At 47.9% G+C, this 24,912-nt stretch carries 23 protein-coding genes, 1 tRNA gene and 1 pseudogene; 17 read left to right on the top strand and 8 right to left on the bottom strand.

The genetic code is table 11. From position 1 onward, the window contains the following. Positions 1 to 459: pseudogene (locus AC3DOM_RS00750) on the top strand (hypothetical protein); the annotation flags it as partial. Between the two features lie 112 nt (positions 460 to 571). Then, entirely contained in the window at positions 572 to 1,663 is a 1,092-nt protein-coding gene (gene recA / locus AC3DOM_RS00745; RefSeq protein WP_487917106.1) for a recombinase RecA, read from the top strand. A gap of 112 nt (positions 1,664 to 1,775) precedes the next feature. On the opposite strand, the gene AC3DOM_RS00740 is transcribed toward recA, so the two are convergent. Both AC3DOM_RS00740 and AC3DOM_RS00735 read right to left on the bottom strand, forming a co-directional pair. Continuing rightward, positions 1,776 to 3,107 carry a hypothetical protein gene (locus tag AC3DOM_RS00740; RefSeq protein WP_487917105.1) on the bottom strand — a complete coding sequence of 444 codons (1,332 nt, stop codon included), beginning with the start codon at positions 3,105 to 3,107 and terminating at the stop codon, positions 1,776 to 1,778. Further along, on the bottom strand, positions 3,104 to 4,285 hold the full coding sequence (locus tag AC3DOM_RS00735) for an MFS transporter (protein WP_487917104.1): 1,182 nt from the start codon (positions 4,283 to 4,285) through the stop codon (positions 3,104 to 3,106). The genes AC3DOM_RS00740 and AC3DOM_RS00735 overlap by 4 nt, the downstream gene beginning before the upstream one ends. Before the next feature lie 435 nt (positions 4,286 to 4,720). Here AC3DOM_RS00735 and rho point away from each other — a divergent pair, with 435 nt between their 5' ends. Genes rho through AC3DOM_RS00715 form a run of 4 tightly spaced genes read left to right on the top strand, consistent with a single transcriptional unit; the run spans position 4,721 to position 8,148 of the window. Beyond that, complete coding sequence (gene rho / locus AC3DOM_RS00730) at positions 4,721 to 6,001, top strand: transcription termination factor Rho (protein ID WP_487917103.1); 1,281 nt, start codon at positions 4,721 to 4,723, stop codon at positions 5,999 to 6,001. A 23-nt stretch (positions 6,002 to 6,024) separates the two neighbouring features. Beyond that, the gene (locus AC3DOM_RS00725; protein ID WP_487917102.1) at positions 6,025 to 7,086 is read left to right on the top strand and encodes a peptidoglycan DD-metalloendopeptidase family protein; all 1,062 of its coding nucleotides are present in this window, start codon (positions 6,025 to 6,027) and stop codon (positions 7,084 to 7,086) included. Positions 7,087 to 7,096: 10 nt separating this feature from the next. Then, the gene (locus AC3DOM_RS00720; protein ID WP_487917101.1) at positions 7,097 to 7,870 is read left to right on the top strand and encodes a biotin--[acetyl-CoA-carboxylase] ligase; all 774 of its coding nucleotides are present in this window, start codon (positions 7,097 to 7,099) and stop codon (positions 7,868 to 7,870) included. 32 nt (positions 7,871 to 7,902) lie between these two features. Beyond that, positions 7,903 to 8,148, top strand: coding sequence for a hypothetical protein (locus AC3DOM_RS00715; protein ID WP_487917100.1), 246 nt, complete (start codon positions 7,903 to 7,905; stop codon positions 8,146 to 8,148). Positions 8,149 to 8,216: 68 nt separating this feature from the next. Here the strand turns inward: AC3DOM_RS00715 and gyrA are convergent, their stop codons facing one another. The 3 genes from gyrA to pstB form a co-directional block, all read right to left on the bottom strand. Further along, positions 8,217 to 10,727, bottom strand: coding sequence for a DNA gyrase subunit A (gene gyrA / locus AC3DOM_RS00710; RefSeq protein WP_487917099.1), 2,511 nt, complete (start codon positions 10,725 to 10,727; stop codon positions 8,217 to 8,219). A 161-nt stretch (positions 10,728 to 10,888) separates the two neighbouring features. Beyond that, positions 10,889 to 10,972, bottom strand: a tRNA-Leu gene (locus AC3DOM_RS00705). A gap of 113 nt (positions 10,973 to 11,085) precedes the next feature. After that, a complete protein-coding gene (gene pstB / locus AC3DOM_RS00700) occupies positions 11,086 to 11,853 on the bottom strand; it encodes a phosphate ABC transporter ATP-binding protein PstB (protein ID WP_487917098.1) in 768 nt (255 codons plus the stop codon). Between the two features lie 61 nt (positions 11,854 to 11,914). Here pstB and AC3DOM_RS00695 point away from each other — a divergent pair, with 61 nt between their 5' ends. The 5 genes from AC3DOM_RS00695 to AC3DOM_RS00675 all read left to right on the top strand — a co-directional run bounded on the left by AC3DOM_RS00695 (position 11,915) and on the right by AC3DOM_RS00675 (position 16,935). Beyond that, a complete protein-coding gene (locus AC3DOM_RS00695; RefSeq protein ID WP_487917097.1) occupies positions 11,915 to 12,784 on the top strand; it encodes a phosphate ABC transporter substrate-binding protein in 870 nt (289 codons plus the stop codon). A gap of 89 nt (positions 12,785 to 12,873) precedes the next feature. Continuing rightward, a complete protein-coding gene (locus AC3DOM_RS00690; RefSeq protein ID WP_487917096.1) occupies positions 12,874 to 14,379 on the top strand; it encodes a hypothetical protein in 1,506 nt (501 codons plus the stop codon). A gap of 30 nt (positions 14,380 to 14,409) precedes the next feature. After that, on the top strand, positions 14,410 to 15,306 hold the full coding sequence (gene pstC, locus AC3DOM_RS00685) for a phosphate ABC transporter permease subunit PstC (RefSeq protein WP_487917095.1): 897 nt from the start codon (positions 14,410 to 14,412) through the stop codon (positions 15,304 to 15,306). A 4-nt stretch (positions 15,307 to 15,310) separates the two neighbouring features. Beyond that, a complete protein-coding gene (gene pstA / locus AC3DOM_RS00680; protein ID WP_487917094.1) occupies positions 15,311 to 16,174 on the top strand; it encodes a phosphate ABC transporter permease PstA in 864 nt (287 codons plus the stop codon). Positions 16,175 to 16,179: 5 nt separating this feature from the next. Beyond that, positions 16,180 to 16,935, top strand: coding sequence for a phosphate ABC transporter ATP-binding protein (locus AC3DOM_RS00675; protein WP_487917093.1), 756 nt, complete (start codon positions 16,180 to 16,182; stop codon positions 16,933 to 16,935). Positions 16,936 to 16,999: 64 nt separating this feature from the next. On the opposite strand, the gene fabL is transcribed toward AC3DOM_RS00675, so the two are convergent. Together fabL and AC3DOM_RS00665 are read right to left on the bottom strand one after the other, a co-directional pair. Next, complete coding sequence (gene fabL / locus AC3DOM_RS00670) at positions 17,000 to 17,788, bottom strand: enoyl-[acyl-carrier-protein] reductase FabL (RefSeq protein WP_487917092.1); 789 nt, start codon at positions 17,786 to 17,788, stop codon at positions 17,000 to 17,002. Then, on the bottom strand, positions 17,766 to 18,320 hold the full coding sequence (locus AC3DOM_RS00665; protein WP_487917091.1) for a DUF309 domain-containing protein: 555 nt from the start codon (positions 18,318 to 18,320) through the stop codon (positions 17,766 to 17,768). The genes fabL and AC3DOM_RS00665 overlap by 23 nt, the downstream gene beginning before the upstream one ends. Before the next feature lie 146 nt (positions 18,321 to 18,466). Between AC3DOM_RS00665 and AC3DOM_RS00660 the strand changes: the two genes are divergently transcribed. Beyond that, complete coding sequence (locus AC3DOM_RS00660) at positions 18,467 to 18,958, top strand: hypothetical protein (protein WP_487917090.1); 492 nt, start codon at positions 18,467 to 18,469, stop codon at positions 18,956 to 18,958. Positions 18,959 to 19,106: 148 nt separating this feature from the next. Here AC3DOM_RS00660 and AC3DOM_RS00655 read toward each other — a convergent pair whose 3' ends face one another. Continuing rightward, positions 19,107 to 19,649: a P-loop NTPase family protein gene (locus AC3DOM_RS00655; protein WP_487917089.1), complete on the bottom strand. Its 543-nt coding sequence runs from the start codon at positions 19,647 to 19,649 to the stop codon at positions 19,107 to 19,109. Positions 19,650 to 19,703: 54 nt separating this feature from the next. Here AC3DOM_RS00655 and AC3DOM_RS00650 point away from each other — a divergent pair, with 54 nt between their 5' ends. From AC3DOM_RS00650 to mdh, 5 genes are all read left to right on the top strand, one after another. Then, entirely contained in the window at positions 19,704 to 20,384 is a 681-nt protein-coding gene (locus AC3DOM_RS00650) for a DUF8091 domain-containing protein (RefSeq protein WP_487917088.1), read from the top strand. Between the two features lie 562 nt (positions 20,385 to 20,946). Then, positions 20,947 to 22,293 (top strand): aminotransferase class III-fold pyridoxal phosphate-dependent enzyme, encoded by a 1,347-nt coding sequence (locus AC3DOM_RS00645; protein WP_487917087.1) that lies wholly within the window; start codon positions 20,947 to 20,949, stop codon positions 22,291 to 22,293. A gap of 119 nt (positions 22,294 to 22,412) precedes the next feature. Further along, positions 22,413 to 22,688, top strand: a complete 276-nt coding sequence (locus AC3DOM_RS00640; RefSeq protein WP_487917086.1) for a co-chaperone GroES — start codon at positions 22,413 to 22,415, stop codon at positions 22,686 to 22,688. Positions 22,689 to 22,751: 63 nt separating this feature from the next. Further along, complete coding sequence (gene trxB / locus AC3DOM_RS00635) at positions 22,752 to 23,723, top strand: thioredoxin-disulfide reductase (RefSeq protein ID WP_487917085.1); 972 nt, start codon at positions 22,752 to 22,754, stop codon at positions 23,721 to 23,723. Positions 23,724 to 23,931: 208 nt separating this feature from the next. Then, complete coding sequence (gene mdh, locus AC3DOM_RS00630; RefSeq protein ID WP_487917084.1) at positions 23,932 to 24,867, top strand: malate dehydrogenase; 936 nt, start codon at positions 23,932 to 23,934, stop codon at positions 24,865 to 24,867. The last annotated feature ends 45 nt before the right edge of the window (positions 24,868 to 24,912 follow it).

The raw sequence follows: 24,912 nt of genomic DNA, 5'->3' as shown, positions 1-24,912 counted from the left end.
GTGGGCGCTACCGGACATACTACTGGCCCCCATCTTCATTTTGAAGTACGGGTTAGCGAGAATGATTTTTTCTACACCTACAACCCCGAGTTGTGGATCGCCCCTCCTCAGGGTTGGGGAGTATTGGCGGGCAGAGTGGTAGACGAGAAAGGTTCACCGCTCAATCATTATTTGCTTCGTGTAAGATCTTATGAGAGTGAGCAAATTCGCTGGGTTCGCTCTTATGGTCCACGAGTGGTCAACAGGGACGATTATTATCAAGAAAATCTTGTCCTGAGCAATCTTCCGGCAGGTTGGTATGAACTTCATATTGACAATGAGCGGGAGGAATATCAATATCAGATCCAGATTTTTCCTGGGCAGGTTAGTTATTTTACATTCAAGGGGTTGGAGGGGTTTGACTTTATTTTACCTGAAAATCCCGGTATGGAAGGGCTAACACCCTTACCGGATAATTAACCTTTTCGCGATCTAGCCGCACCACATTCAGACGGTAAAAACTTGACGGACTGAACATCTGTGCTATAATTATTTTTAATTGACAATCGACTATAGACTTTTGGAGAATGAAATGGCAAAAAGTAGAAAACACAACACAAAAAATGACGAGGCTCGCCAGGCAGTACTGGATAAAGCGCTTGGCGATATTATTAAACGGTATGGTGAAGGCTCAATCATGAAGCTTGGGGATGCGCATGGTCTGGAAACAGACGTGATCCCAACCGGCTCCCTTTCCCTCGATATTGCGCTTGGCGTTGGCGGGATCCCGCGAGGACGCATCACTGAAATTTATGGTCCTGAATCATCGGGGAAAACTACTATCTGTCAGCATATTGTCGCTGAAACACAAAAATTGGGCGGTATAGCAGCATTTATTGATATGGAACATGCCCTTGATCCCAGCTATGCACTTAAGTGCGGCGTGGATGTTGATAATCTGCTCATCTCTCAACCAGATACCGGCGAACAGGCCCTGGAAATTGCCGAAACATTGATTCGTTCTGGCGCCGTGGAAATCGTGGTGATCGACTCAGTTGCCGCCTTGATTCCTCGCTCGGAAATTGAGGGAGATATGGGCGATGCCACAATGGGTGTCCAAGCCCGCCTGATGTCGCAGGCCTTGCGCAAGCTTTCTGGAGCCATCCACCAAACAAAAACTGCGGTTATTTTCACCAACCAACTCCGCCAAAAGATCGGTGTGATGTTTGGCAATCCTGAAACAACCACCGGTGGGCAGGCACTCAAATTTTACGCATCTGTCCGGCTTGATGTGCGCCGCATCCAATCCATCAAGGTTGGGGCAGAAATTATTGGTAACCGTACCCGAGTGCGCGTGGTGAAGAACAAGGTCGCTCCGCCCTTCCAAAAAGCGGAATTTGATATTATGTACGATGAAGGCATCTCGAAGGTCGGTGATTTGCTTGATCTGGCAACAGAAGCAGATATCGTTACAAAACGCGGCTCCTTCTACTCCTACGGCGAAACCCGCCTCGGACAAGGTCGCGAGAACTCGAAAGAGTTCCTGCGCCAAAACCCCGACATGGGTGAAGAGATCGAAAACATAGTCCGCCAGCAGATGCTTGGTGAGGAGATGGTCGTCCTTGTTGATGAAGAGGTAGATGAAGAGATAGAGGTAGAGGTGGATAACCAGGTGGAAGAATAGGCATATTCATTTTATCCGTATAAAAAGAGCAGCCCGGTGTGGGCTGCTCTTTTCTATCCGGAATATATGCTAAAAAATGTCTATATCGCACCAAATATCATTTTACCGGTTCTTAATAATTATCTCGTTCGTATAGGGCAAGAAGAGTGGCGCGACTTCGCACCCAAAGCCAAAAGGTTTGGAGAAGCATCCCAACGCTGAAAGAGGCCAAGCCAACAAAAAGTCCTGTCGTTTTCCCCCAGGCTACACCGCCCCACAGCAATAATCCTGTCACAACAAGGAAAACAACCACGGCTTCTGAAATTCCCCGTGTTTTGCCACTGTTCAACAAAGCCCCCTGATACCAACTTTGGAGGGTATTCAAAGCAGGTAAGAGGATCCCAATCCAAAGTCCGGTGCGCGCAATTTCAGTCAATGAAGGCGAGAGAGCCGAAATATCCCGAAGCCAGAAGATGGAAAGCGGAGTAGCGGCGATAAGAAGCAAGGCAGCGGTCGTTGCTGTAGAGAGTATCCCGGCAAATCGGCGCAGAGATTTTGTGGAAAGAGATTCGTCCAAAAGAGCAACAACGACTTCATTGAAGGCAACTCCCATACTGCGTAACATAAAAATAAATCCGGAGACTATTGGCCAAACGGCCAGGGAATCCAGTGCCATTGGCATCCGACCGAGGGCTGCGCTGCCTATAGGTTGAATCAATAGCGTAAGAAGTGATGTCATCACCAGGGGGATATAAAAGGAGGCAAAGGCGCGGTAGTTAAGGGCAGGTTGAATATCGGGAGCAGGTTTAAGCTCCTCGCGCAGAACCGGCTGGACACGGAATCCGATATAAATCGCTTCGGCAGTCACTCCAGCAGCAACAGCGCTGGTTGCGACAATAATTCCAGGCAATTTGAGAATGTAGCCAATACTCAATACAAGAAAATCCATTCCTAAACGAACACCGGTCCCTACTCCAATGATATTGGAGTGACCAAAACGAATCATGACGCCCTGATTTAATCTGCGGTAGGCGATTGTCCACGTCCAGGGGGTCATGATGAGCAGGCCGATTCGGGCAGGTTCGATAATCTCCGAGGGCGCCCCAAGGAGACTTTCTGCGACGAAATAATAAAGGGGAGTGGCGGCAACGAGAAGGTGGAGGGCTGTCAATAATCCGCCAGCAAGGAGCATATAATTACGTAATTTTTGATAGGAAGCCCAATCTTTACTAAGTGCGGTGGAGGCGGCCAGAAGCATAATAACCGGAGCTTCGATAATCAGAGCAAGTGGAAAAACAATCCCACCGTAGGCAGCGAGGTTGATTTTTGGGTCAGCAAGGCGAGCCACAAAGGCGCTCAGAATGGGCATTTCCATGCCCATCAGAAGCCAACTTGCAGCCAGGGGCCACCAGACTGTGAATATTCGGCGTAAAGGCAGCGGGGAATTCTGTGCTGATGGGGTCATTCTAATTCACCTATATTTTCCGTTGGTAACATCAAAATTCCAGGGATTGCCAGTAGAGAAATTAGCGCACTCCAGAAAAATGCGGATTGTAAACCAATCGCATCTCCAGCCATGCCCACAAGCAACATGACCAAAGAGCGTAATAACGAAGACATTGTCAGGTAAATACCGTTCCCAACTGCGCGGTTATCTGGAAAATGATCCTGAACAAGTGCGAGCAATACTGGCCCAGAGGAGAGACTCGTAAATCCAAGAATAAGCAAAATCGGGATCAGCATCCAATCTGCGGAATACAAAAAAGCCAACATTAGCAAGGATGAAATAACTGTTATCCATAATAAAATGGATTTTCGTCCCAGGCGATCACTGAGAGAACCACTCATCAGTGCCCCGGCAACTCCAGCAATTTCTAATATGGAGAGTGAAGCTCCTGCCATCCAAAGACTGGCTCCGTTGAACCTCATATATATTGGCAAATAAGTCGTCATGCTGACGGCGAGGAACATACGAAAAAAAAGGGCAATGGCCAATGGCAAAAAGAGTGGGCGAATTTTGGGAACAATGCTCTGCAAACTACCTTTTTCTCGCATATTTACAGGTGTATCACGCAGACGCAAAAACAGGATCAGAGAAGTCCCCCAACCAAGCACCGCTACACGGAACAAACCATCAAACGACCAAAGAGAAACCGCCCATACTGCGATGATCGGTCCCAGCGTACGTCCCAGTTCACCACCAGCCATAAACCAGCTCATCCCTTTGCCAACGCGTTGACCTGAAACTCGGGCGATCATTGCCGGTGCTGGTGCATGGTAAGCGGCAACACTGATTCCAGTAATGAATAGTAATAAAGCCAGGGTGAAGTAATTAGGAGCCAACCCCATCGAACTCATTATGGTCGCTGTGACTGCGGGTGCAAGGATAACAAAAAAGCGCATGCTGAATTTATCCGCAAAATGACCAATAAGGGGATTCAGCACAGCCGGAATTTGCAGGAAGGCTGTCAATGAGCCAGCCAAAGTTAACGTTAGAGACAGTTTTTCAATAATTAGTGGTAATAAGGGTGCCAAAAAAGCGGAATATATGTCGTGAATAAAATGCCCCCCTGCGATTACAAGAACCTGTTCTCCTTGAAAGTTATTCTCTTCGCGGGGTGGTGCTTCAAGATAATCCTGCATATCTCTTTATCTCCTTGATGAAAAGCAGAACTATACCATGCGGAAGGATTATTGGTAAGCGCAAATTAGAATAAAATACAAGGGTCATTCATCTCATCACAAAGGGAAATTTCCCAGCATCTGATCTGGCGTCTCAGCAAAATTCAGCCAAATAATCGTCTTCTGCTCCTAACTTAAATCCCCAAACATTAGTTGAATTAATGGCGAAAAACTGCTTGCACAGCCCAAATGAACGTGCTATAATTTCAGGGTTCCCCAAATACCTTCACAATTATTCTAAGAAAGAATCCAAACAGCAATTCACCATCCATTTGGTTAACCCCTGATTTTATCTTGAAACTTGCCCTTTTTTTGTCAAAACAATTTTAAATATATGCCCATACAATTGGGGGGCATTGCTTTTCCCATTCCTACGTAGCAGAATTGAGACCAACCATGAAAACCATCCTTGAACTTGAAAAACTTCCTCTAATAGAATTGCGCGCCATAGCAAAAACGCATGAAATTTCGCGTGCCAACCGCCTAAAAAAAGAACGCCTTATTCTCGATATTCGACAAGCGGAAGCCGGGCAGGAAGGCCTCGAAATTCGCGGCGGTATTCTTGAGATCATGAGTGAAGGGATCGGTTTTTTGCGGGCGGATAACTATCGCATTAGCAATCAGGATATTTACGTCTCACAGGCACAATTGCGGAAATATAATTTACGCAATGGGGATATGGTAGTTGGGTTTGTACGTGAACCGCGCCAATCAGAGCGTCATTTCGGGCTGACCAAGGTGGATACCGTCAACGGTATTGACCCGGAAGAGGCTCGGCGCCGACCCAAATTTGAAAACCTTGTCCCGATTTTCCCTGATCGGCGCTTCGATCTTGAGCACGATCCGCGCGAGCTCGCAACCCGTCTGATAAACTTAATCGCCCCGATTGGTCGCGGTCAGAGAGGGTTGATTGTCTCGCCACCCAAAGCAGGCAAGACCACCATTCTCAAGAATATCGCCAACGCAATTTCACAAAAATACCCGGAAATTCATTTGATGGTCGCACTGATCGGCGAACGTCCCGAAGAAGTAACCGATATGGATCGTTCAGTAGACGCCGAAGTGATCGCATCCACATTTGATGAGCCGGTCACCTCCCACGTCCGCACGGCAGAAATTGCATTGGAGCGAGCCAAACGTCTTGTCGAGGTAGGACGCGATGTCGTAATCCTAATGGATTCGATTACACGCCTGGCCCGTGCCTATAACCTCGTCGTCAACCCCTCTGGCCGGACTCTCTCTGGTGGATTGGATCCTTCTGCCCTTTACCCGCCAAAACGCTTTTTCGGTGCCGCGCGTAATATTGAAGATGGTGGCTCATTGAGCATCATCGCCACCTGCCTGGTAGATACCGGGTCCCGTCTTGACGATGTGGTCTACGAGGAATTCAAGGGCACTGGCAATATGGAATTGCATCTCTCACGCCGCCTGCAAGAACGACGCATCTTCCCCGCCCTCGATATTGACCGCTCATCTACTCGCCGCGAAGATTTGCTGCTTGGACCTGACCTGCTCAAGCAAGTTTGGCTAATGCGCCGTATGTATATTCAAATGACCACACCCAAACCACAAGGGGCAGGAATGGCGCAGGGTGCGGCCATGGAAGCGATTATTCAACGTTTGCGGGATGCAAAAGACAACGAAGATTTCCTCGACTCATTAACCAAGGAAATTTAATTAAAACCGTATTCCATCTTCTTATGTCCTTTCTTAAAAATAATCTTTTTTCAATCCTGAGTTGGGTGCTCACATTTGTACTTGTCGCGGTTATCATCTTCATTGCCTATAACAATAAAGATGCCTTTGTAGAAACTGCGCCTCCCATCGTCAGTGAGGCAACAATTGCTCCTGAAACCAATCCTTCAATTGCGGCATTACCGGGCAGCGCTCCCACCCTGGGCGTCAACACCAACGCGATCAGACGCCAGATCACCCTAAAAACCCTCATCCCTGAAGACCGCCCAAACTACGAAGTGACCCACTACACCGTTGCACGTGGAGATTCCACGTTTAGCATTGCCACAGAAAATAATATCGAACCGGAAACCATCCTTTGGGCCAACTACGAAACCCTTGAAGATAGCCCAGATAGTTTACGCGTGGGGCAAGAGCTTAATATCCCCCCCGTAGATGGAATCTATCACCAATTGAAGGAAGCCGATACGATTGAAAGCATTGCAGCCGAATTTGAAGCCGACCCCAACGATATATTACACTGGCCCGGCAATAACGTAGACCTGACCAATCCGACCCTTAACGCCGGCGACTGGGTAATGATCCCCGGTGGATCACGTGAATTTATCCAATGGGTTATTCCGATTGAAGCAAGCGGAGATTCAGGCACATCTAATATTTCCAACAGTAGTTGTCCAGGTGGCGCGGTTGGCACAGGATATTTCATCTGGCCTGCAGACAACCATTACCTCACCGGCAACGATTTCTGGTCAGGACATCTTGCTATTGATATAGCCGCCAACACTGGCGCAGCGGTTTATGCCTCCGACAGCGGCGTGGTAACAATGGCACAGGGTGGCTATAATTACGGTTACGGCAATGTTGTGGCAATTGATCACGGCAATGGCTTTGCAACTCTTTATGCCCACTTAAGCAGCATTAACGCAGGTCGTTGCCAAAGCGTTTTCGCTGGTCAGCTTATCGGGCTCTCCGGCAATACAGGTAATTCCTTTGGCGCTCACCTTCATTTTGAGGTTCGTAATAACGGAGCTTTCCAAAATCCCTGGCGCTGGCTGCCTGCACCCTAGCCAGAAGCATATGTACGAAGTAAAACTCCTAACCGCCCTGCGAGACATCCCGTTGGGCGGTTTGCGCTATTTTGAGGAGGTCAGCTCAACCAACGATATTGCCCTTGCCTGGGCGCAGGAGGATGCGCGGGATTTTTCTCTCGTAATCGCCAATGAGCAAACGACAGGTCGCGGACGCGGCGGACGAGGTTGGCAAACACCGCCCGATTCCGCCCTTGCCCTGAGCCTGCTTCTTCTCCCAAAGAACCGCGAAAATCAAAATATCTCTCTCCTTACAGGACTCGGTGCCTTAGCCCTCGCCACCACCCTGGAGGAGAACTATGCACTAAAGCCTGAGATCAAATGGCCAAACGATATTCTGATCCACGGAAAAAAAGTGGCCGGAATACTTGTCGAGGTCAGTTGGATTGGCGATGTCGCAAAAGCGATCGTGTTGGGGATGGGCGTGAATATCCATGCCTCCGCAGTGCCGCCAGAGGGAGAATTGCATTTCCCCGCAACGAGCCTCGAAGAGGTTCTTGGCAAATCCGTAGACCGTGTTGAAGTTCTCCATGGGTTTTTGACCGCGCTCCTTAAATGGCGTCCGCTTTTGGGGAGGGAAGAAATGGTAGCTGCCTGGGGAGAGAAATTGGCTTTTCGCGGCAAGCAGGTTGAAATTACGGGGGGCGACGGGCAGGTCATCCACGGAAGGGTTTTAGGGCTAAATCAGGATGGCAGTTTGCACCTTGATACAGTTGAATCTATCCATTTTGGGGATGTTCATTTGCGTCCAACACAGTTATGATATACTCGAAAATACAAGTGAAGAGGTGATTTATGTTAGATAATTTGCGTGATGACGCCGATGCGTCACCTTTATACGAAGATGATGGATTGCCCGATTTTCTTGAAGTCGATATGGGGGGAAGAGATCGACGGACAAATGATTCTTCCGGTTTTTTAAAGCCGATTTTAGATTTATCCCCATTGCAGCGCTTTATAATTGCGGTCATGCTTTTTATGACTGTCTGTTTGATCGGATCGATGCTTTTGCTTGTAACACAGCGTTTGGCAATATTCTAATTAGTCTAAAGAAGAAAAGAGCCGCACCTTGATTGGTGCGGCTCTTTTTGGTTTAGGGGAAAAATAAGCTAAAGCAATTCCTTCTGCCCATCGTCCGGAGTATCGTTCTCGGTCTCTAAATCCACGCCAACTTGTTTCAAATCTTCAGCAGCGATACGTGCAACCGCAGCGACAGTATCACCCTCCTGCACGCGCATCAGATGAACACCTCGTGTTGCGCGCCCGGCTGTTTTCACATCTTTGACTTTCAAGCGGATTATCACTCCCCCTGTAGACATCAGGGTGAGATGATCCTCCTGTTGAACAACACGCGCCGCAACGATCTTTCCAACAATCGGAATGGCGTTCTTGTCAATGGTCAGGATGCCCTGTGTGCCGCGCCCCTTGGGGGAGTATTCATCAAGGCGGGTCTGTTTGCCAACCCCATTTTCAGTAACGGTCAGCAGCGTTGAATTTGGTTGGATAACATCCATGGTGGTCATCTTATCGCCCTTGGCAAGACGAATCCCGATCACACCCGCGGCCGGACGCCCCATTGAGCGGACCTGCTTCTCAGAATAACGCAAGGCCTTTCCCAACTCGGTGACAAGGATGATCTCATCATCACCACTGGTCAGTTTCGCCCAACCAAGTTTGTCATCACCGTTCAGGCCCATGGCAATTAAGCCGGAGGGACGGACTGACGCAAATTCAGAGAGGGCTACACGTTTTATGCGCCCGCCAAGAGTCGTTAAAGTACAAAAAGCTGCATTATTAAAATCGGGAACTGGAATCGCGGCGGTGATCCGCTCATCAGCATCGAGGGCCAGGATATTGACGACAGGGATACCCTTTCCGATTCGGCTTGCCTCGGGGATCTGATAGGTTTTCTCCGAGTAAACCTTTCCCTTGTCTGTGAAGAAGAGAATCGTATCCAATGTGCGGGCGGGAATCATCATCATGATTTCATCTTGATCCCGGGTGGTATGCCCCCTTACGCCGCGCCCTCCTCGTCCCTGGGTGCGGAAGGTTATGGCAACAACACGCTTGATATAACCACGCTCGGTAATCGTTACCAAAACAGCTTCATCTTCAACGAGATCTTCTTCATTGAGATCACCACTGGCATTTGCTGCAATCCGTGTACGCCGTTCGTCACCGTATTTTTCTGAGAGTTCTTGCAGATCTTCTTTGATGATCACCAAGATTTTTTTGGAATCAGCGAGCAACTCTTCGTAAAAGGCAATCTTTGCCATGATCTCTTTATGCTCTTCTTCGATTTTCCAGCGTTCCAACGCAGCCAAACGACGCAACTGCATATCGAGAATTGCCTGAGCCTGAATCTCGCTCAATTTGAAGCGAGTCATCAAATTACTTTTGGCTTCGTCTACATCTGCAGAGGATCGGATTGTCTCAATAACCGCATCAATATTGTCAAGAGCAATGATCAAACCATCTAAAATATGGGCACGGTCGCGGGCTTTCCTAAGATCGAATTCGGTGCGACGTGTGATAACTTCACGACGATGCTCAATGAAATGTTGCAGAGCACGCTTCAATGAAAGTAATTTTGGCTCATTATTCACCAGTGCCAGCATCTGTACACCAAAGGTGGATTGAAGCGTGGTGTATTTGTAAAGCTGGTTCAACACCTTTTTGGGCTGGGAGCCACGTTTGAGTTCGATCACAATACTCATCCCGGTTCTATCAGATTCATCGCGCAAATCAGAGATGGAGTCAATCTTTCCGCTGCGTGCCAGGGATGCAATTCGCTCGATAAGCGTAGTTTTGTTGATTTGATAAGGGATTTCAGTAACGACGATCTTATAGCGTCCGGTACGCATCTCCTCGACATGCGCCATTCCCCGCATCACAACACGACCTTTACCTGTGCTATATGCCTGGACAATTCCCTCCATCCCGACAATAATTCCGCCAGTCGGGAAATCGGGTCCGGGAATAAATTCCATTAACTTGTCAATCGCGATCTCGTCTATATCCTCATAATTATCGATCATATAAAGCAAAGCATTGGAAAGTTCGCCTAAATTATGTGGTGGGATATTGGTCGCCATACCAACAGCGATACCCGAAGAACCATTCAGCAGGAGATTCGGCAACCGGGAGGGTAAAACAGTTGGCTCCTGGAGAGAATCATCAAAGTTGGGGGCAAAATCAACGGTCTCTTTTTCAATATTAACGAGCATCTCTTCAGCAAGTTTACCCAGCCGCGCTTCGGTATAACGCATAGCAGCGGGAGAGTCTCCGTCGATCGAGCCAAAGTTTCCCTGTCCATCCACAAGCATATAACGGAGGGAGAAATCCTGCGCCATTCTCGCCATCGATTCGTAGACTGCCGAATCGCCATGGGGATGGTATTTCCCCAGGACTTCGCCGACAATACGGGCAGATTTCTTATGCGATCCCGTCGCGCGGATGCCCATATCGTGCATGGCATATAAGATACGCCGATGTACAGGTTTCAATCCGTCACGCGCATCTGGGAGCGCGCGTGCAACGATTACGCTCATTGCATAATCAAGATATGAGGAGCGCATTTCGTGATTAATATCAACCGGTTGAATATTGCCTGCTTCCATGGTATTTCCTTCTTGAAATATAATAAAAAAAACGCCATTTTACGTACTTCTGGCGGGAGAAATACTGCGCGAGAACCTGCCCTAATTATACCGCGAGACGCCCCTAAAATGTGCTCCAAATTAAATAAAAAAAGACCCATAAAAAACGGGTCTTTTTCTTGTGCCGAAGATGGGAGTCGAACCCATATGAGCATAAGCTCACTACGCCCTGAACGTAGCGCGTCTGCCAGTTCCGCCACTCCGGCTGGCGAAGAGTATTGTATCCGAAACGAGAGTTTTGTCAACCAAAGCCACAGCTCAGTCCAAACAAATTTGGGCTGAGCTGTGGCTTTATCAGACCAGGACAACTATTGAATAATTACCCCATACGTCCGGTAATATATGCTTCGGTCAATTCTTCCTTAGGACGGGTAAAAAGCTCTTTTGTGGGTGCAAATTCGATCAGCTCACCCAGCCAGAAGAGTCCGGTTGAATCGGAAACACGCGCAGCCTGCTGCATATTATGAGTAACGATGATAATGGTGTATTCCTTTTTCAATTCCGCGATCAAATCTTCTATGTGTCCCGTCGCGATGGGATCAAGAGCAGATGTTGATTCGTCCATCAGGATGACTTCAGGCTGCACCGCAATAACACGGGCAATACAAAGCCGCTGCTGTTGGCCCAGCGAAAGACCCATGGCCCCTTGTTTCAAGTCATCTTTGACATCGTTCCAGAGCGCAGCTTTACGCAGACTCTGCTCAACAGTTTCTTCAAGGGCAATTTTATTTTCAGAAAGACCGAGAACGCGGGGGCCAAAGGCGACATTATCAAAAATCGATTGGGGAAAAGGGTTGGGCGTCTGAAAAACCATCCCCACGCGTTGACGTAGCTCCACGACATCTGTTGATGGCGCGTAAATATTCTCGCCATGCAGGCGAATCTCCCCCTCCACATGCGTTCCAGAAATGGTATCGTTCATCCGGTTGAGACAACGCAAATAGGTCGATTTGCCACATCCGGAGGGGCCGATCAGGGCGGTCACCTTGCGAGGCATGATCTCCATATTGATGTTGGACAAAGCCCGTTTTTCCCCATAGTAAAAATCAAGATTTGAGATTGCGAAAACTGGCTCTTCAGTAGACATGGCGTGATTTTACCCTAAACCCGATATTTATTGTTGATATTTAACGCTATAATTCGGAATTATGAAACGCATCATTCCCCTCATCCTTTTATTTATCTTTTTGGTCTCGTGTTCATCTTCCGGGCAGGGAGGTACAGACGCCCAGCCCCAAAGCTATATTGAAAATAAAGGTTCGGATACGATTGTCAACCTGGCGCTGGCTTGGGCTGAACAATACCAAATGGATTACCCCAATATCCGTTTATCGGTAACAGGCGGAGGGTCGGGGACGGGAATCGCCGCGCTGGTTAACGGAACCGTGGATATCGCCAACGCATCCCGTCAGATCAAATCCAACGAGATTGACCTGGCTGCCGATAAAGGGATCGTCCCTGTCGAGCATATCATTGCCAGGGATGCGATTGCAGTAATCGTCAATCCAGAAAATCCTGTTACCAAGTTGACCCTGCAACAAATATCTGATATTTACAGCGGCGTATACACCAACTGGAGCGAGGTCGGCGGCGAAGATCGGCCAATCGTGCGCCTTTCTCGTGAGACCAATTCTGGCACACACGTATATTTTTTGGAAACTGTTTTGCGTTTGGGCGTCAAGGATTCTGATACCCTTTTTTCCACCAATACATTATTGCTACCCTCATCGGAAGGAATTATCATCGAAGTGCGTCAAAATCCAAATGCAATCGGTTATGATGGATTGGGATATGTCCCCCATGATCTGAAGGTGATCGCTATTGCCCCTGAAGCAGGTGATGCTTTCATCCTGCCATCGGTAGAGACCGTCAATTCTGGCACATATCCAATTGCACGAGATCTCTATATGTATACCGATGGCGAGCCAACGGGTGCGGTCAAGGAATATCTTGATTGGATCATGTCTGCACAGGCTCAAGAGATCGTTAGGGAGTTGGGTTTTGTGCCGATAAATTAAGTTTTGAAAATAACCGCACCATGAATTAGGCAAATTTATCCCCCCCCAAAAAATAATTTACATTATCGTCATTTAGACAAAGATCCATTATGAAAAAAGTTCTTTTAAATATTTACCCCCTTTTATTCGCTGCATATCCTGTTTTTGCTTTGCGAAATCAGAATCTTGTATACGTCAACATAAATGCAATTATCCGGTCACTTCTAATATCCTTTTTGATTACTGCGATTTTGCTTTTATTATTTAAACTGATTATAAAAGATTGGAATAAAGCCCGCTTGATTGCTACGCTAATCATCACTTTGCTCTTTTCTTACGGCCATATATATATGCAATTTGAACAACTATTTGAGGGCTTTCGACACCGGTATCTGGCAATTATCTATTTATTGACCTTAATCCTTTTAAGCGCATCCTTGTTACGCCTTCAAAATATCCAGCCAATAAATCAGTTTTTAGCGAATTTCAGTTTGATACTGCTAATTTTAGCCCTTGGTCAGTCACTTATCTATGATCTTTCCTTATATAAAACCGCGGCCAAAGCAGAAAATGAATTGCATGATAGAACAGCATTCACCAATCAACTTTCGGCCGAATTACCAGATATTTATCTGATTATTCTAGATGGGTATACAAGAGCTGATGTCCTTAAAGATGAATATGATTTTGATAACTCAGATTTCACGGGAAATTTAAGTGAGCTAGGGTTTTATGTAGCAGAATGCAGTCAAAGTAACTATCCAATTACAAAATATTCACTTAGTTCAGTAATGAATGCTGATTATCTGCAAAATTATTCAAATATTGAAATGCTTCCTCCACTAAAATCAAGTTTTGTAAACCAAACCTTGCAAAAATTGGGCTACACCACCATAGCATTTGAAAATAGTGCAACAGGGCATTTTGATTTGCTGGAAGATATTCATATTTCTCGCAACCAACAAGCTTTGGGGCTTGTCGACCTGGCAGGTGGTCCAAATGAATTTGAAGCAGAGCTACTGAAGACCACCCTTTTTAAATTATTCTATGATATGCCTCAACTAATCCCTGGACTAACACTTACAGATATACAACAAGCCGAACATAATGAGCATTACCGCCAAACGCTTTTTATCCTGGATGAATTAGAAAATATTCCCCAGATGAGTGGACAAAATTTTGTCTTTGCTCATATTCTTGTTCCTCATCCCCCTTATATATTCGCACCTTCAGGAAAATTTCAATGGACAGACAACAAACGTTCTGGCTATATATCGAATGTTGAATTCATCAATGCCCACCTTTTTCCGGTTATCAAAACAATTATTGAAAAATCAGATATTCATCCCATCATCATTATTCAAGGGGATCATGGTGCTTTTGGAAGCGCTATCACCCCTCAAATGAGATTATCAATTTTAAATGCATATTATCTCAATACAGAATCGAAGGCTGCGCTTTATAGCACCATAACCCCAGTTAATTCTTTCAGAATAATATTCAATCATTATTTTGACAGCGATTTTCCCTTGCTTGACGATATTAGTTATTTTATGAATAAACCAGATCAATTCACGCAGGATAATATTATTAAAAATAACTGTACATCACCATAAATTTGTTACAATTTATTTCATGGAGAACAGATGGAAAAAGACCTGAACTGGCGTGAATATATTATTACCCGCCTTATCAAATTCTCTGGCTATTCAGCCGTCATTTTTGTAAGCCTGATCTTCTTTTTTCTCCTCAAAGAAGGTCTGCCCACCCTTGCCGAAGTCCCACTCGGCGATCTCTTCGATCTGCGTTGGTATCCCATTGAGAGCTATTATGGCATCCTGCCGCTTATCACAGGCTCTCTTTTGGTGACCATTGGCGCGGGATTGATCGCTGTGCCTTTCGGGATCGGGACAGCCATCTACCTCGCAGAGATTGCCCCACGCTGGGTGCGGAATTTGCTCAAACCCTTAGTGGAACTATTAGGCGGATTACCTTCTGTCGTGCTCGGATTTTTAGGAATCCTCATCCTATCACCGACACTCCGCGTGACCCTGAACCTGCCCACGGGATTAACAGCATTGTCCGGGTCCCTGCTTTTGGGGGGGATCGCCATCCCTACCGTTGTCTCAATTGCCGAAGATGCATTGGATGCAGTCCCCAAATCCTACCGCGACGCAGCGCTGGCAATAGGCGCAACCCGCTGGCAGACCATCTGGCGTGTCACTTTGCCCGCTGCACGCTCTGGCGTATTAACCGCTGTCATGCTTGGTGTAGGACGATCCATCGGTGAGACGATGACCGTGATGATGGTCACAGGCAATGCCCCTGTCCTCGCCACTGGTCTTGCAGATCTATTCTCCCCCGTCCGCACAATGACAGCCACCATCGCTGCCGAGATGGGTGAAGTCGCCAATGCCAGCACCCATTATCATGTACTCTTTTTTATCGGCATGGTCTTATTCCTGATCTCAATGACCGTCAATGTTGCTGCCTCGGCTGTCGTTTTCCGACAGAAGAAACGTGCCGAACGAGTGTTGTCATAAACCTATGAATAAAATCCTCACAAAAAACCGGGATCTTACCCAAAAATTAGGCTTCTCTCTGTTAACTCTGATGACTCTTTTAACAGTCATCCCTATCATTGGGACTGTTATTTACATCATTGTGCAAGGTGCACCCGCTATCTCATGGGAATTCATTACCGGCTTTCCACGCGAGGGGATGCGTGAGGGCGGCATCCTGCCAGCCATCATCGGGACCTTCTATCTCACCCTCGGCACAGCGGTATTTTCGGTGCCACTTGGCATTGCAGCTGCGATCTATCTCTCTGAATATGCATCCGAAAACAGACTCACGCGACTGATTCGACTGGCGATCATCAATCTGGCGGGGATTCCCTCCGTGGTATATGGGCTCTTCGGATTGGGGCTTTTCGTTCTATTCCTGAATTTTGGTACTAGCATCCTCTCCGCCTCAATGACACTCTCTATCATGACCTTACCCGTGATCATCAGCACTACCGAAGAAGCGTTGCGCGCCGTGCCTCAATCATTCCGCACAGTCAGCATCTCACTCGGCGGGACACGCTGGCAAACCATCCGTCGAACGGTACTCCCACAGGCCTTACCCGGCATCATCACTGGAGTCATCCTCGGTCTTGAGCGTGCCGCGGGCGAGACTGCACCGATTCTCTTCACAGGAGCGGCTTTCTTCCTCCCGCGTTTGCCACACAGCCCTTTCGATGCGACCATGGCACTTCCTTATCATCTCTTTGTCATTTCCACACAAGTCCCGGAAATGCCGATCCAAATCCAGTACGGAACAGCGCTTGTCCTGCTGGTTTTTGTCCTTGGCATGAATGTGATCGCGACCATCATACGTTCACGAGCACGGGCAAAGAGGCAGTGGTAAAAATCATGAATAAAATCGTTATTGAAAATCTGACTCTCCAATATTCCGACGGGACTGAATCCCTCCACGATATCAGCCTGGATATCGTCGCCAATGCCACAACCGTGCTCTTTGGCCCGGCTGGAGGCGGCAAATCTTCCTTGCTGCGATGTCTGAATCGGCTCAACGACCTGGCCGACGTCGAGAGCGTTTCAGGGCGTATCATCCTGGATGGGGAGAATATTCTTGACCCGAATATCGACGTGATCGCCCTGCGCCGCAAAGTCGGGATGGTTTTCGCCCGCCCGGTGGTGCTGCCCTTTAGCATTCGTGGTAACCTGACCTATGGCCTCGAACTCGCTGGAGAAAAGCGAAAATCCCGCCACGACGAAGCGATTGAACGCAGCCTGAAATTGGCTGCCCTCTGGGATGAAGTCCACGACCGTCTTGATGAGCCCGCCATTGCCCTCTCGGGTGGACAACAGCAAAGACTCTGCCTTGCCCGTTCTTTAGCGCAAGAGCCTGAGGTCATTTTGCTGGATGAACCTACCTCCGGTCTTGACCCGATCTCGACCGCAAAGGTTGAAAACGCACTTGAAGAACTTAAAAAGCTGTATACCGTTATCCTTGTCCCCCACTCCGTCCAACAAGCGGCACGTACATCCGATTTCGCCGCTTTTTTCCTGCAAGGCAAATTGATCGAATATGCCCCCGGCACCGAGATATTCACAAATCCCCAAAATCAGCGCACTGAAGACTACGTTACCGGGAGATTTGGATAGATACGGATAATCGATTGATAGTTGAAAAGTTAACTAGAAACTTTAAACTTTTCACTTTTTAACATCATTCCCTATTCTTCATCGCCAACAAATAACCCCCATCGATCGTGATCACCTGCCCGCAGATCATCGCTGCAGATGGGCTGGCCAGAAAGGCTACTACTTCAGCCACATCCCTGGGCTTTGCCAATCGTCCCACTGGTGTGGCCTTGACGGCCTTTCCGATAATATCTTCCTGTTCACGAATGATATCAAAATGTTTGAGTGCATCCGTTTCTACAACTCCCGGGGAGACCGCGTTGACGACAATATTCATCGGGGCAAATTCGACCGCCAGATAGCGCGTCAACGCTTCCAATGCCGCTTTGCTCGCTCCCACTACCACATACTCTGGCAGGACATAATTTGCCCCCGGGCTGCTGATGCTAATGATGCTCCCGCCTCCACGCTTTTCCATCAGGGGGGCAGCTCGCTGTGCGGCAAAAAGCAGGGCGCGGGCGTTGATATTCATCGTCCAATCCCAACCGCGGGGCTTTTGCTCCATCACCGAACGGTTATAGCCAGAGGCGGCATTGTGGATAAAAATATCCAGGCCACCGAAGGTCGCTTCGATCTCGTCAAAGAGACGGGAGATATCGTCTAGATTGCCCATATCAGCCTTTACTACCAAGGCACACCGACCAAGCTTTTCAACCTCGATAGCGGTAGATTCTGCGGGAGCGCGGTTGCGGAAAAAATTGATCACCACGTCTGCGCCTAACCTGGCAAAGTGCAAGCCGATCTCACGTCCGATCCCGCGCCCGGAGCCGGTCACCAATACGATTTTATTTTCAAAGGGAAGTTGATTTTTCATAAGTTATTTTGGAATAGGATTTAAATTTTGCAAGATTTTCTGAGCCGAGACTTTTAACTTCGCTGAGGGCCATATCCAGATTAGATCGCAGTTCGGCCACATCCACACCGCGACAGGTATCGGGCCATTTTTTCAACCATTTTTGGCTGCGTTGATAGACCTTGAGGGCACCGCGAAAATTCTGCTGGCTGATGTGGTGATAAACCACCGCTGCTTGCAGAATACCCCGATAGAGATCACGAACAGGACCGGTCTCAGCGTTCCAGGCATCTTCAAGAGCCTCATGCGCCAGCCAATATTTTCCGTCATTGAATCGGTCAATTCCAAGTCTGGCAGCAGGGTGAAGCGGAGCGTTGCAATCGAAGGAGTTTAGCACGTCAAAAGTATAGCACGATGAATCGTCATCCCACCAATTCGTGGTGGTAAAATCCCTTTCGATGAAATCTCTTTGGCAACGCAGGTAGATCGTCATCCTCTTCTCTATCGCGGCATTATTTATGCTGGTCTGGCTGGCTGCTAGAATCATCCGCATGGAACGGAATATGCTCTTGATGCGTTTGCAGCGCTCTGGCATACAGACTGTCAATTGGGAGGGAAACATCCCAATCGACAGAGTGCTGGAAAGTCGCCTCGGACGTCAACCAGCCTGGCATAAAGCCACGGCGAGGTAAAGAAAATATGTCTACGATTGCATTGATCATTAACTTGCTATTGGGGATTGGTTCGCTGGCCTGGGGATATTATGATGGTGGCAATCCGGATCTAGCATTTGCAATCCTTGGGCTCGGTTTGCTCTGGGGATGGAGCATTTGGCGCCGGAGGAGATGGTTCTCAGCGATAGGGCTGACCGCCACAACACTGGCCGCCGCGGCCGGACTCTGGATCAACTTGCCATTCGGCTGGATGCTGGTCGGGGGCGTGGGCGGGTTACTGGCTTACGACCTGTCTTCATTCAGCAACCGTTTACGTTACGCTGCACAGGGTGAGGACAGCAAGCGTTTGGAGCGTACACATTTGGCCAGGTTGGGCTTGTTGATCGTTCTGACACTGATTTTTTCCAGTATTGCCATGAGTTGGCAATCAGCATTCAGTTTTGAATGGGCAATCTTTCTTGGGCTGGCCAGTGTTTGGGGGATGAGTTTATTAGTACGGTGGATGATAAGGAATTAGGGATTCGTCATCGCGAGGAGGGCAATAAACCGACGCGGCGATCTCCTCCTATGTGATGGAGACTGCCACGTCAGGCTACGCCTTCCTCGCACGTGTGCCTCCCGAAGGACATTGGGACGATGTACGCACAGTACAGGCAGTGACATTTTTATAAATACTCCAGCCAATCCTGCGTTTCCCGTGGGGAAGTAAATCGGATCAGTTTCAAATGCTGATGTTCTGGCTGCGCCATGAGTGCTGGATACTCCCTTTTTCGCCGCCAATAAGTTTTGAAGAGCCACTTAAAAAGTGACACATCCGACCAAAACTTGAGGTGCGGCCAAAGTCTTTCCACATTTGTCCCCCAGAGTACCTCACGTGTAAATGTACGCCGAAGGGTACGCCTTGTTAATTGCCAAAAGATAACGGGCAATGAATAATCCAGCCAGATGATCACTTCCGCACGAGGCCAGGTGATGGGGCGGGTACGACTGTAATTCCCGGCAACCACCCAATGGTCGCCGTGCGTTGCGTCATCCACCTTGGTATCAAACTCATCATCAGGCGTACCTACCCAATTGGGTTGCCAATAGAGGGCGTCCAACTCGACGAAATCCAGACCCAGTTTAATTGCCAGATTTTCAGCCAGGGTGGATTTACCGGAGCTGGTCGTCCCGACGACGATGATCCGGGTGTGGGGGAAAGTTTTCATGCAGGGCAGTATAGCAGAAAAGGCCAGTACACCCCTTGTTGATATAATCTCAAAATGTCAAATATTGGCGTACTAAACGAAAAACCGCTCCACGCATCATTGAAGAAATGGTATGTACAGCCTGGGGATCAAATTGAAGTCAAAGTGGATGGCTTTGTGATCGACATTGTTCAAGGGGATTTACTGGTTGAAATCCAGACAGGGAATTTTGCATCCATCAAACCAAAGCTGAACAAGTTGCTGAGTTCACATAGCGTGCGATTGGTTTATCCCATTGCTTATGAGAAGTGGATCGTCAAATTGCCGAAAAATGTGGGCGGTGAAATCACACGCCGCAAGTCACCCAAAAGGGGACGAGTGGAGGAGGTTTTTGGGGAAATGGTCAGCTTTCCGCAATTGCTGGAGAACTCCAATTTCTCGCTGGAAGTTTTGATGACAAAGGAAGAGGAATTTTGGCAGTACGAAGGGAAGCGAAAATGGCGCAGAAAAGGATGGGGAATCAAAGAGCGTCGCTTGCTGGAGGTCGTAGATCAAATTTTGTTTGAGAATCCAGCTGATTGGCATACACTGCTCCCCAGGGGGATGGGAGAATTTACAGGTAAAGACCTGGCAGAGAGAATGGGCATCAGGAAACAACTATCACAAAAAATGGCATATTGCCTGCGAAAGGCGAATATAATCAAGCTAATAGGCAAACGGGGGCGTGCTAACCTGTATGAAGTATCTGGTACTTAGCTAAAAACTGATCGTACCAACAACGACGATGCGGGTGTAGGGGAGTGTTCATCATACCGATTTTCTTTTCCCATAAGAATTAACGAATTCTGATAAATCTGAAAGGTACTTGCTTTTCAGCAATAAATCCGCAATAATGGAAGTGACTAACGAAAGGAGGTTCCCCATAAAATATATTCATCCTTTCCAACCGCTGGCGGCCTCGTCGATAAACCCCACCTGTGGATTATCTCAGGAAAGCTTAACGAGCTAAATCAACAGACAGGTGCTTGCGGCATCGAGTAAGTGTAGGTGACAATTGAATAAGCAAGTTGTTTTATAAACAGACCCATTTGCATTCGGAGTGGGTCTGTTTCATTAGCACTCAGGTATCTTCTCCTACTCTTGACTTATGTCAACAGCAACCCCAACACCCTAGAGAATCTAACTTCTTTCTATTCGCCTTTATATCGGTGTAGGGACATCAAACTCCTGCACCGATTTTCTTTTCCCTAATCCCAAACCGTGATACCATTCGCCGCACAAAAAAGCTCTGTTTTCTTCTATCGAATATCGAGGTCTCATGTTTGAATTAGATAACGATCAAATACTCCCCCTCATGCGCGAACACGGCTTCTGGACGTGGTCTGCACAGGGCAAGGTCAACCCGATTTCAGTAGAACGTGCCAAAGGCGTTTACTTTTGGGATACAGATGGCAAACGCTATCTCGATTTCAACTCGATGACGATGTGTGTCAATGCCGGTCATGGCGACGAGCGCATCATCAACGCGATGACAGAGCAATTGCACGAGCTGCCCTTTGCCGGCCCACCAATGGCGACAAAAGTCCGGGCGCTGGCGGGAAAAACTTTGGCAGAGGTCACACCCGAAGGCATTAACCATTTCCTCTTCACCCTCGGCGGTGCTGATGCCAACGAGAATGCCGTCAAATTGGCGCGAGCCTTTACTGGGCATCACAAAATCCTGACGCGCTACCGTTCTTATCACGGTGCGACAGCCGGCGCGATGGCGCTCACCGGCGATCCCCGCCGGACGAAGTGGGAGCCAAATCTGATGCACGGTGTTGTCCATTTCCTGGATCCCTATCGTTATCGTTCTACTTTTCATCGTACGAACCCCAACATCTCCGAAGCTGAATTTACACAAGATTATCTCAATCATATTGAGGAAATCATCCTTTACGAGGGAGGAGAAACTATTGCGGCGATCTTGATAGAGACGGTCACTGGGACAAACGGCGTCATTATTCCACCAGATGGATATATGCAGGGGCTGCGCGCGATTTGTGATAAATATGGAATTTTGTTGATCGCTGATGAAGTGATGAGCGGTTTTGGACGTACAGGAGCCTGGTTCGCCGTGGATCATTGGGGTGTGTCCCCCGACATCATAACGATGGCCAAGGGCCTTACCTCAGCTTATGCGCCTCTCGGTGCAGTAGGTATGACAAATGAGATCGCTTCCTTTTTTGAAGATAAAATTTTCCGTTCAGGGTTAACCTATACTGCGCATCCCGTTTCGTTGGCAGCAATGATCGCGAACGTCAATGTTATGCGCGATGATAAGCTGATCGAAAACGCAGCAAGCCTTGGGCCAAGTTTGAATCGGATGCTAACCGATTTAGGAGAAGCACATCCATCTGTTGGCGATGTTCGTTCAATTGGTTTGTTTGGCATTCTTGAACTGGTCAAAAATCGTGAAACCAAAGAGCCAATGGCGCCTTGGGATTCATCCAGCTCTGAAATGGAAGCCTTTAATAAATATTGCCGCGACCATGGTCTCTTTTTGTCCGTTCATTGGCATACTGTACTCATTGTTCCGCCTTTGAATATCACTGAGGAACAGTTAGCAGAGGGTTTTGAAGTGCTGGATGAAGCCTTGAAGATCACAGACAAGGCCGTTATATAAGCATTTTGTATGAGATTAGTGGATACCCTTTTTTCTCACGAAACATCTGATAAAATAGCGCTGTTATAATGATATTTTGCTCGTTATCGGGCAGGAAAAAAATTCTAAGGAGAAAGACAATGAGTAAGAAGACAAATATCGTACCTTTGGGAATTCGCGTTCTCGTACGCCCCATCGAACAGGAAGCCAAAACAGCCAGCGGATTGATCTTACCTGATTCCGCCAAAGAAAAACCACAGATCGGTGAAGTTATCGCAGTGGGTGATGATGAAGAAATGATGGTCAAAGTTGGCCAGAAGGTTCTCTTCCCGAAATATACCGGCACCGAGATTAAACTGGAAGGTGTTGAACATATGATTATGGAAGCCACCGACTTACTGGCAATAGTCAAATAGGTTTCTTGCCTGAACTCAAAGAACTCTGCCAGCGCAGGGTTCTTTTTATAAACGGAGGTTTATATGCTCGATCTAAATTTATCCAATCTATCCAGCCCTTCTGCAAATGGGGATGAGCCGCTAAAGATGCTTGTCATCGGTTCGGGGCCCGCAGGCTTTTCCGCTGCGCTATATGCAGCCCGCGCAGAGTTGGCTCCGGTTGTCCTGACGGGGATGGAATTAGGCGGGCAGGCCGCGTTAACCCACATGATCGAAAACTACCCCGGTTTCCCTGAGGGGGTTGGCGGGAGCGAATTGGGTGATCTATTCCAAAAACAGGCTGAGCGCTTCGGCTCAATAACCGAGTTTGATACGGCAACCGAAGTTGACCTGACAAAACACCCCTTCCAGATCAAGACAGAGAGCGGCGAATATCAGGCAAACACAGTCATCATCGCAACTGGTGCGCGTCCCAATCATTTGAATATCCCCGGAGAAGAAGAACTAACCGGCCGAGGTGTATCCTATTGTGCAACCTGTGATGGCTGGTTCTTCAAAGACAAGAAGGTTGTTGTAGTGGGTGGCGGCGACAGCGCTCTGGAAGAGGCCCTCTATCTGACACGTCATGCCACCTCCGTAACGATCATTCACCGACGGGACGAATTACGCGCAGGTCAAATCCTGATAACGCGAGCGAACGAGAATCCGAAAATCGATTTTATCTGGGATACGGTCGTCACCGATGTCGTTGGGGACGAAAAAGTTGCTTCCGTTAAAATAAAAAATCTCAAAACGGAAGAGGAATCTGCCATCGAGACGGACGGTCTTTTTATCTTCATTGGGCACACCCCAAATACAGATATATTTGACGGTCAGTTAGCCCTCGATGATGGAGGCTATATCGTTGTTGATGGTCTGATGCAAACCAGTGTTGAGGGCGTTTACGCCGCTGGTGAGGTGGCCGATCCGCATTTTCGACAGGTAGTCACTTCGGCAGGCATGGGAGCGGCCGCAGCGATTCAAGCGGTCCGATATATTGAAGAAAAAGGTCTTTAGATATCCATTGGAAACAAAAAAGCTTGTCTTTTCTCTTTGACAAGCTTTTCTTTTTATATGAGTTTACGTTAGACATTACACACTCCAAATATGACAAATTAAACTAGCCTCTTGAATGATTTGATAGTATCCTATCTGGGATATATGCAATCACATTTATCGAAGTTTAATGTATACCCAAGGTTCACTTTATTTCCATGGAGGAGATATGGCAAAGATTTCTGTAATTGGCGCTGGGATGACTGGTTCGACAACGGCACATTGGCTGGCTGAGCGTGAAATAGCCGACATCGTTTTGGTTGACATCATGGAGGGGATGCCACAGGGCAAAGCTCTCGATATGACTCAGGCCATGCCCATTATCGGCAAGGACGTGATGATTTTAGGATCCAACGACTACGCAGATACCAAAGATTCCGACATCGTTGTGATCACCGCAGGTTTGCCCCGCAAGCCGGGTATGACCCGCGAAGATCTGCTGGTGAAGAATGCCAATATTGTCGGTTCGGTTGCGGAAGAAACAATCAAATATTCGCCAAACGCGATTTATCTGATCCTGACCAACCCGCTTGACACGATGACCTATATGACGATGATGAAAACAGGGTTACCCGCAAACAAGATCATCGGTCAGGCCGGGATCCTGGACTCCGCCCGGATGAGTGCATTTATCGCCATGGAAACAGGCGTAAGTGTCCAGAATATCAATTGCTATGTTCTCGGTGGACATGGCGACTCGATGGTTCCGTTGACCCGTCACTCGAATATTGCCGGCGTCCCGCTGGAAAAATATCTTGATGCCGATAAATTGGAAGCGATCGTACAGCGCACCCGCAAAGGTGGGGGCGAGATCGTTGGTCTGTTGAAGACTGGCTCTGCTTTCTATGCCCCCTCTGCCGCAATCGCGCAGATGGCTGAGGCCATTTTGAAAGATAAGAAACTTATTGTCCCTTGTGCCGCTTATCTGAATGGCGAATATGGACAAAAGGGGATCTTCTTCGGTGTTCCCGTCATGCTTGGTAAAGGTGGCGTTGAGAAGATCATCGAGTACGATTTGAATGAAGACGAAAAGACAGCTTTGCAAAATTCCGCTGATGCTGTCGCCAAAAGCGTAGAAGAACTTAAGGGCCTTGTTGAGCTTTAGGCAGGCCAGCCGCATTTTGGAAAAGAGTGCGGCCATTTAACAGTA

The sequence above is a fragment of the Candidatus Desulfolinea nitratireducens genome (assembly GCF_982879505.1).
The sequence above is the reverse complement of the archived record's forward strand: the minus strand, read 5'-3'. Positions and strand labels throughout refer to the sequence as shown.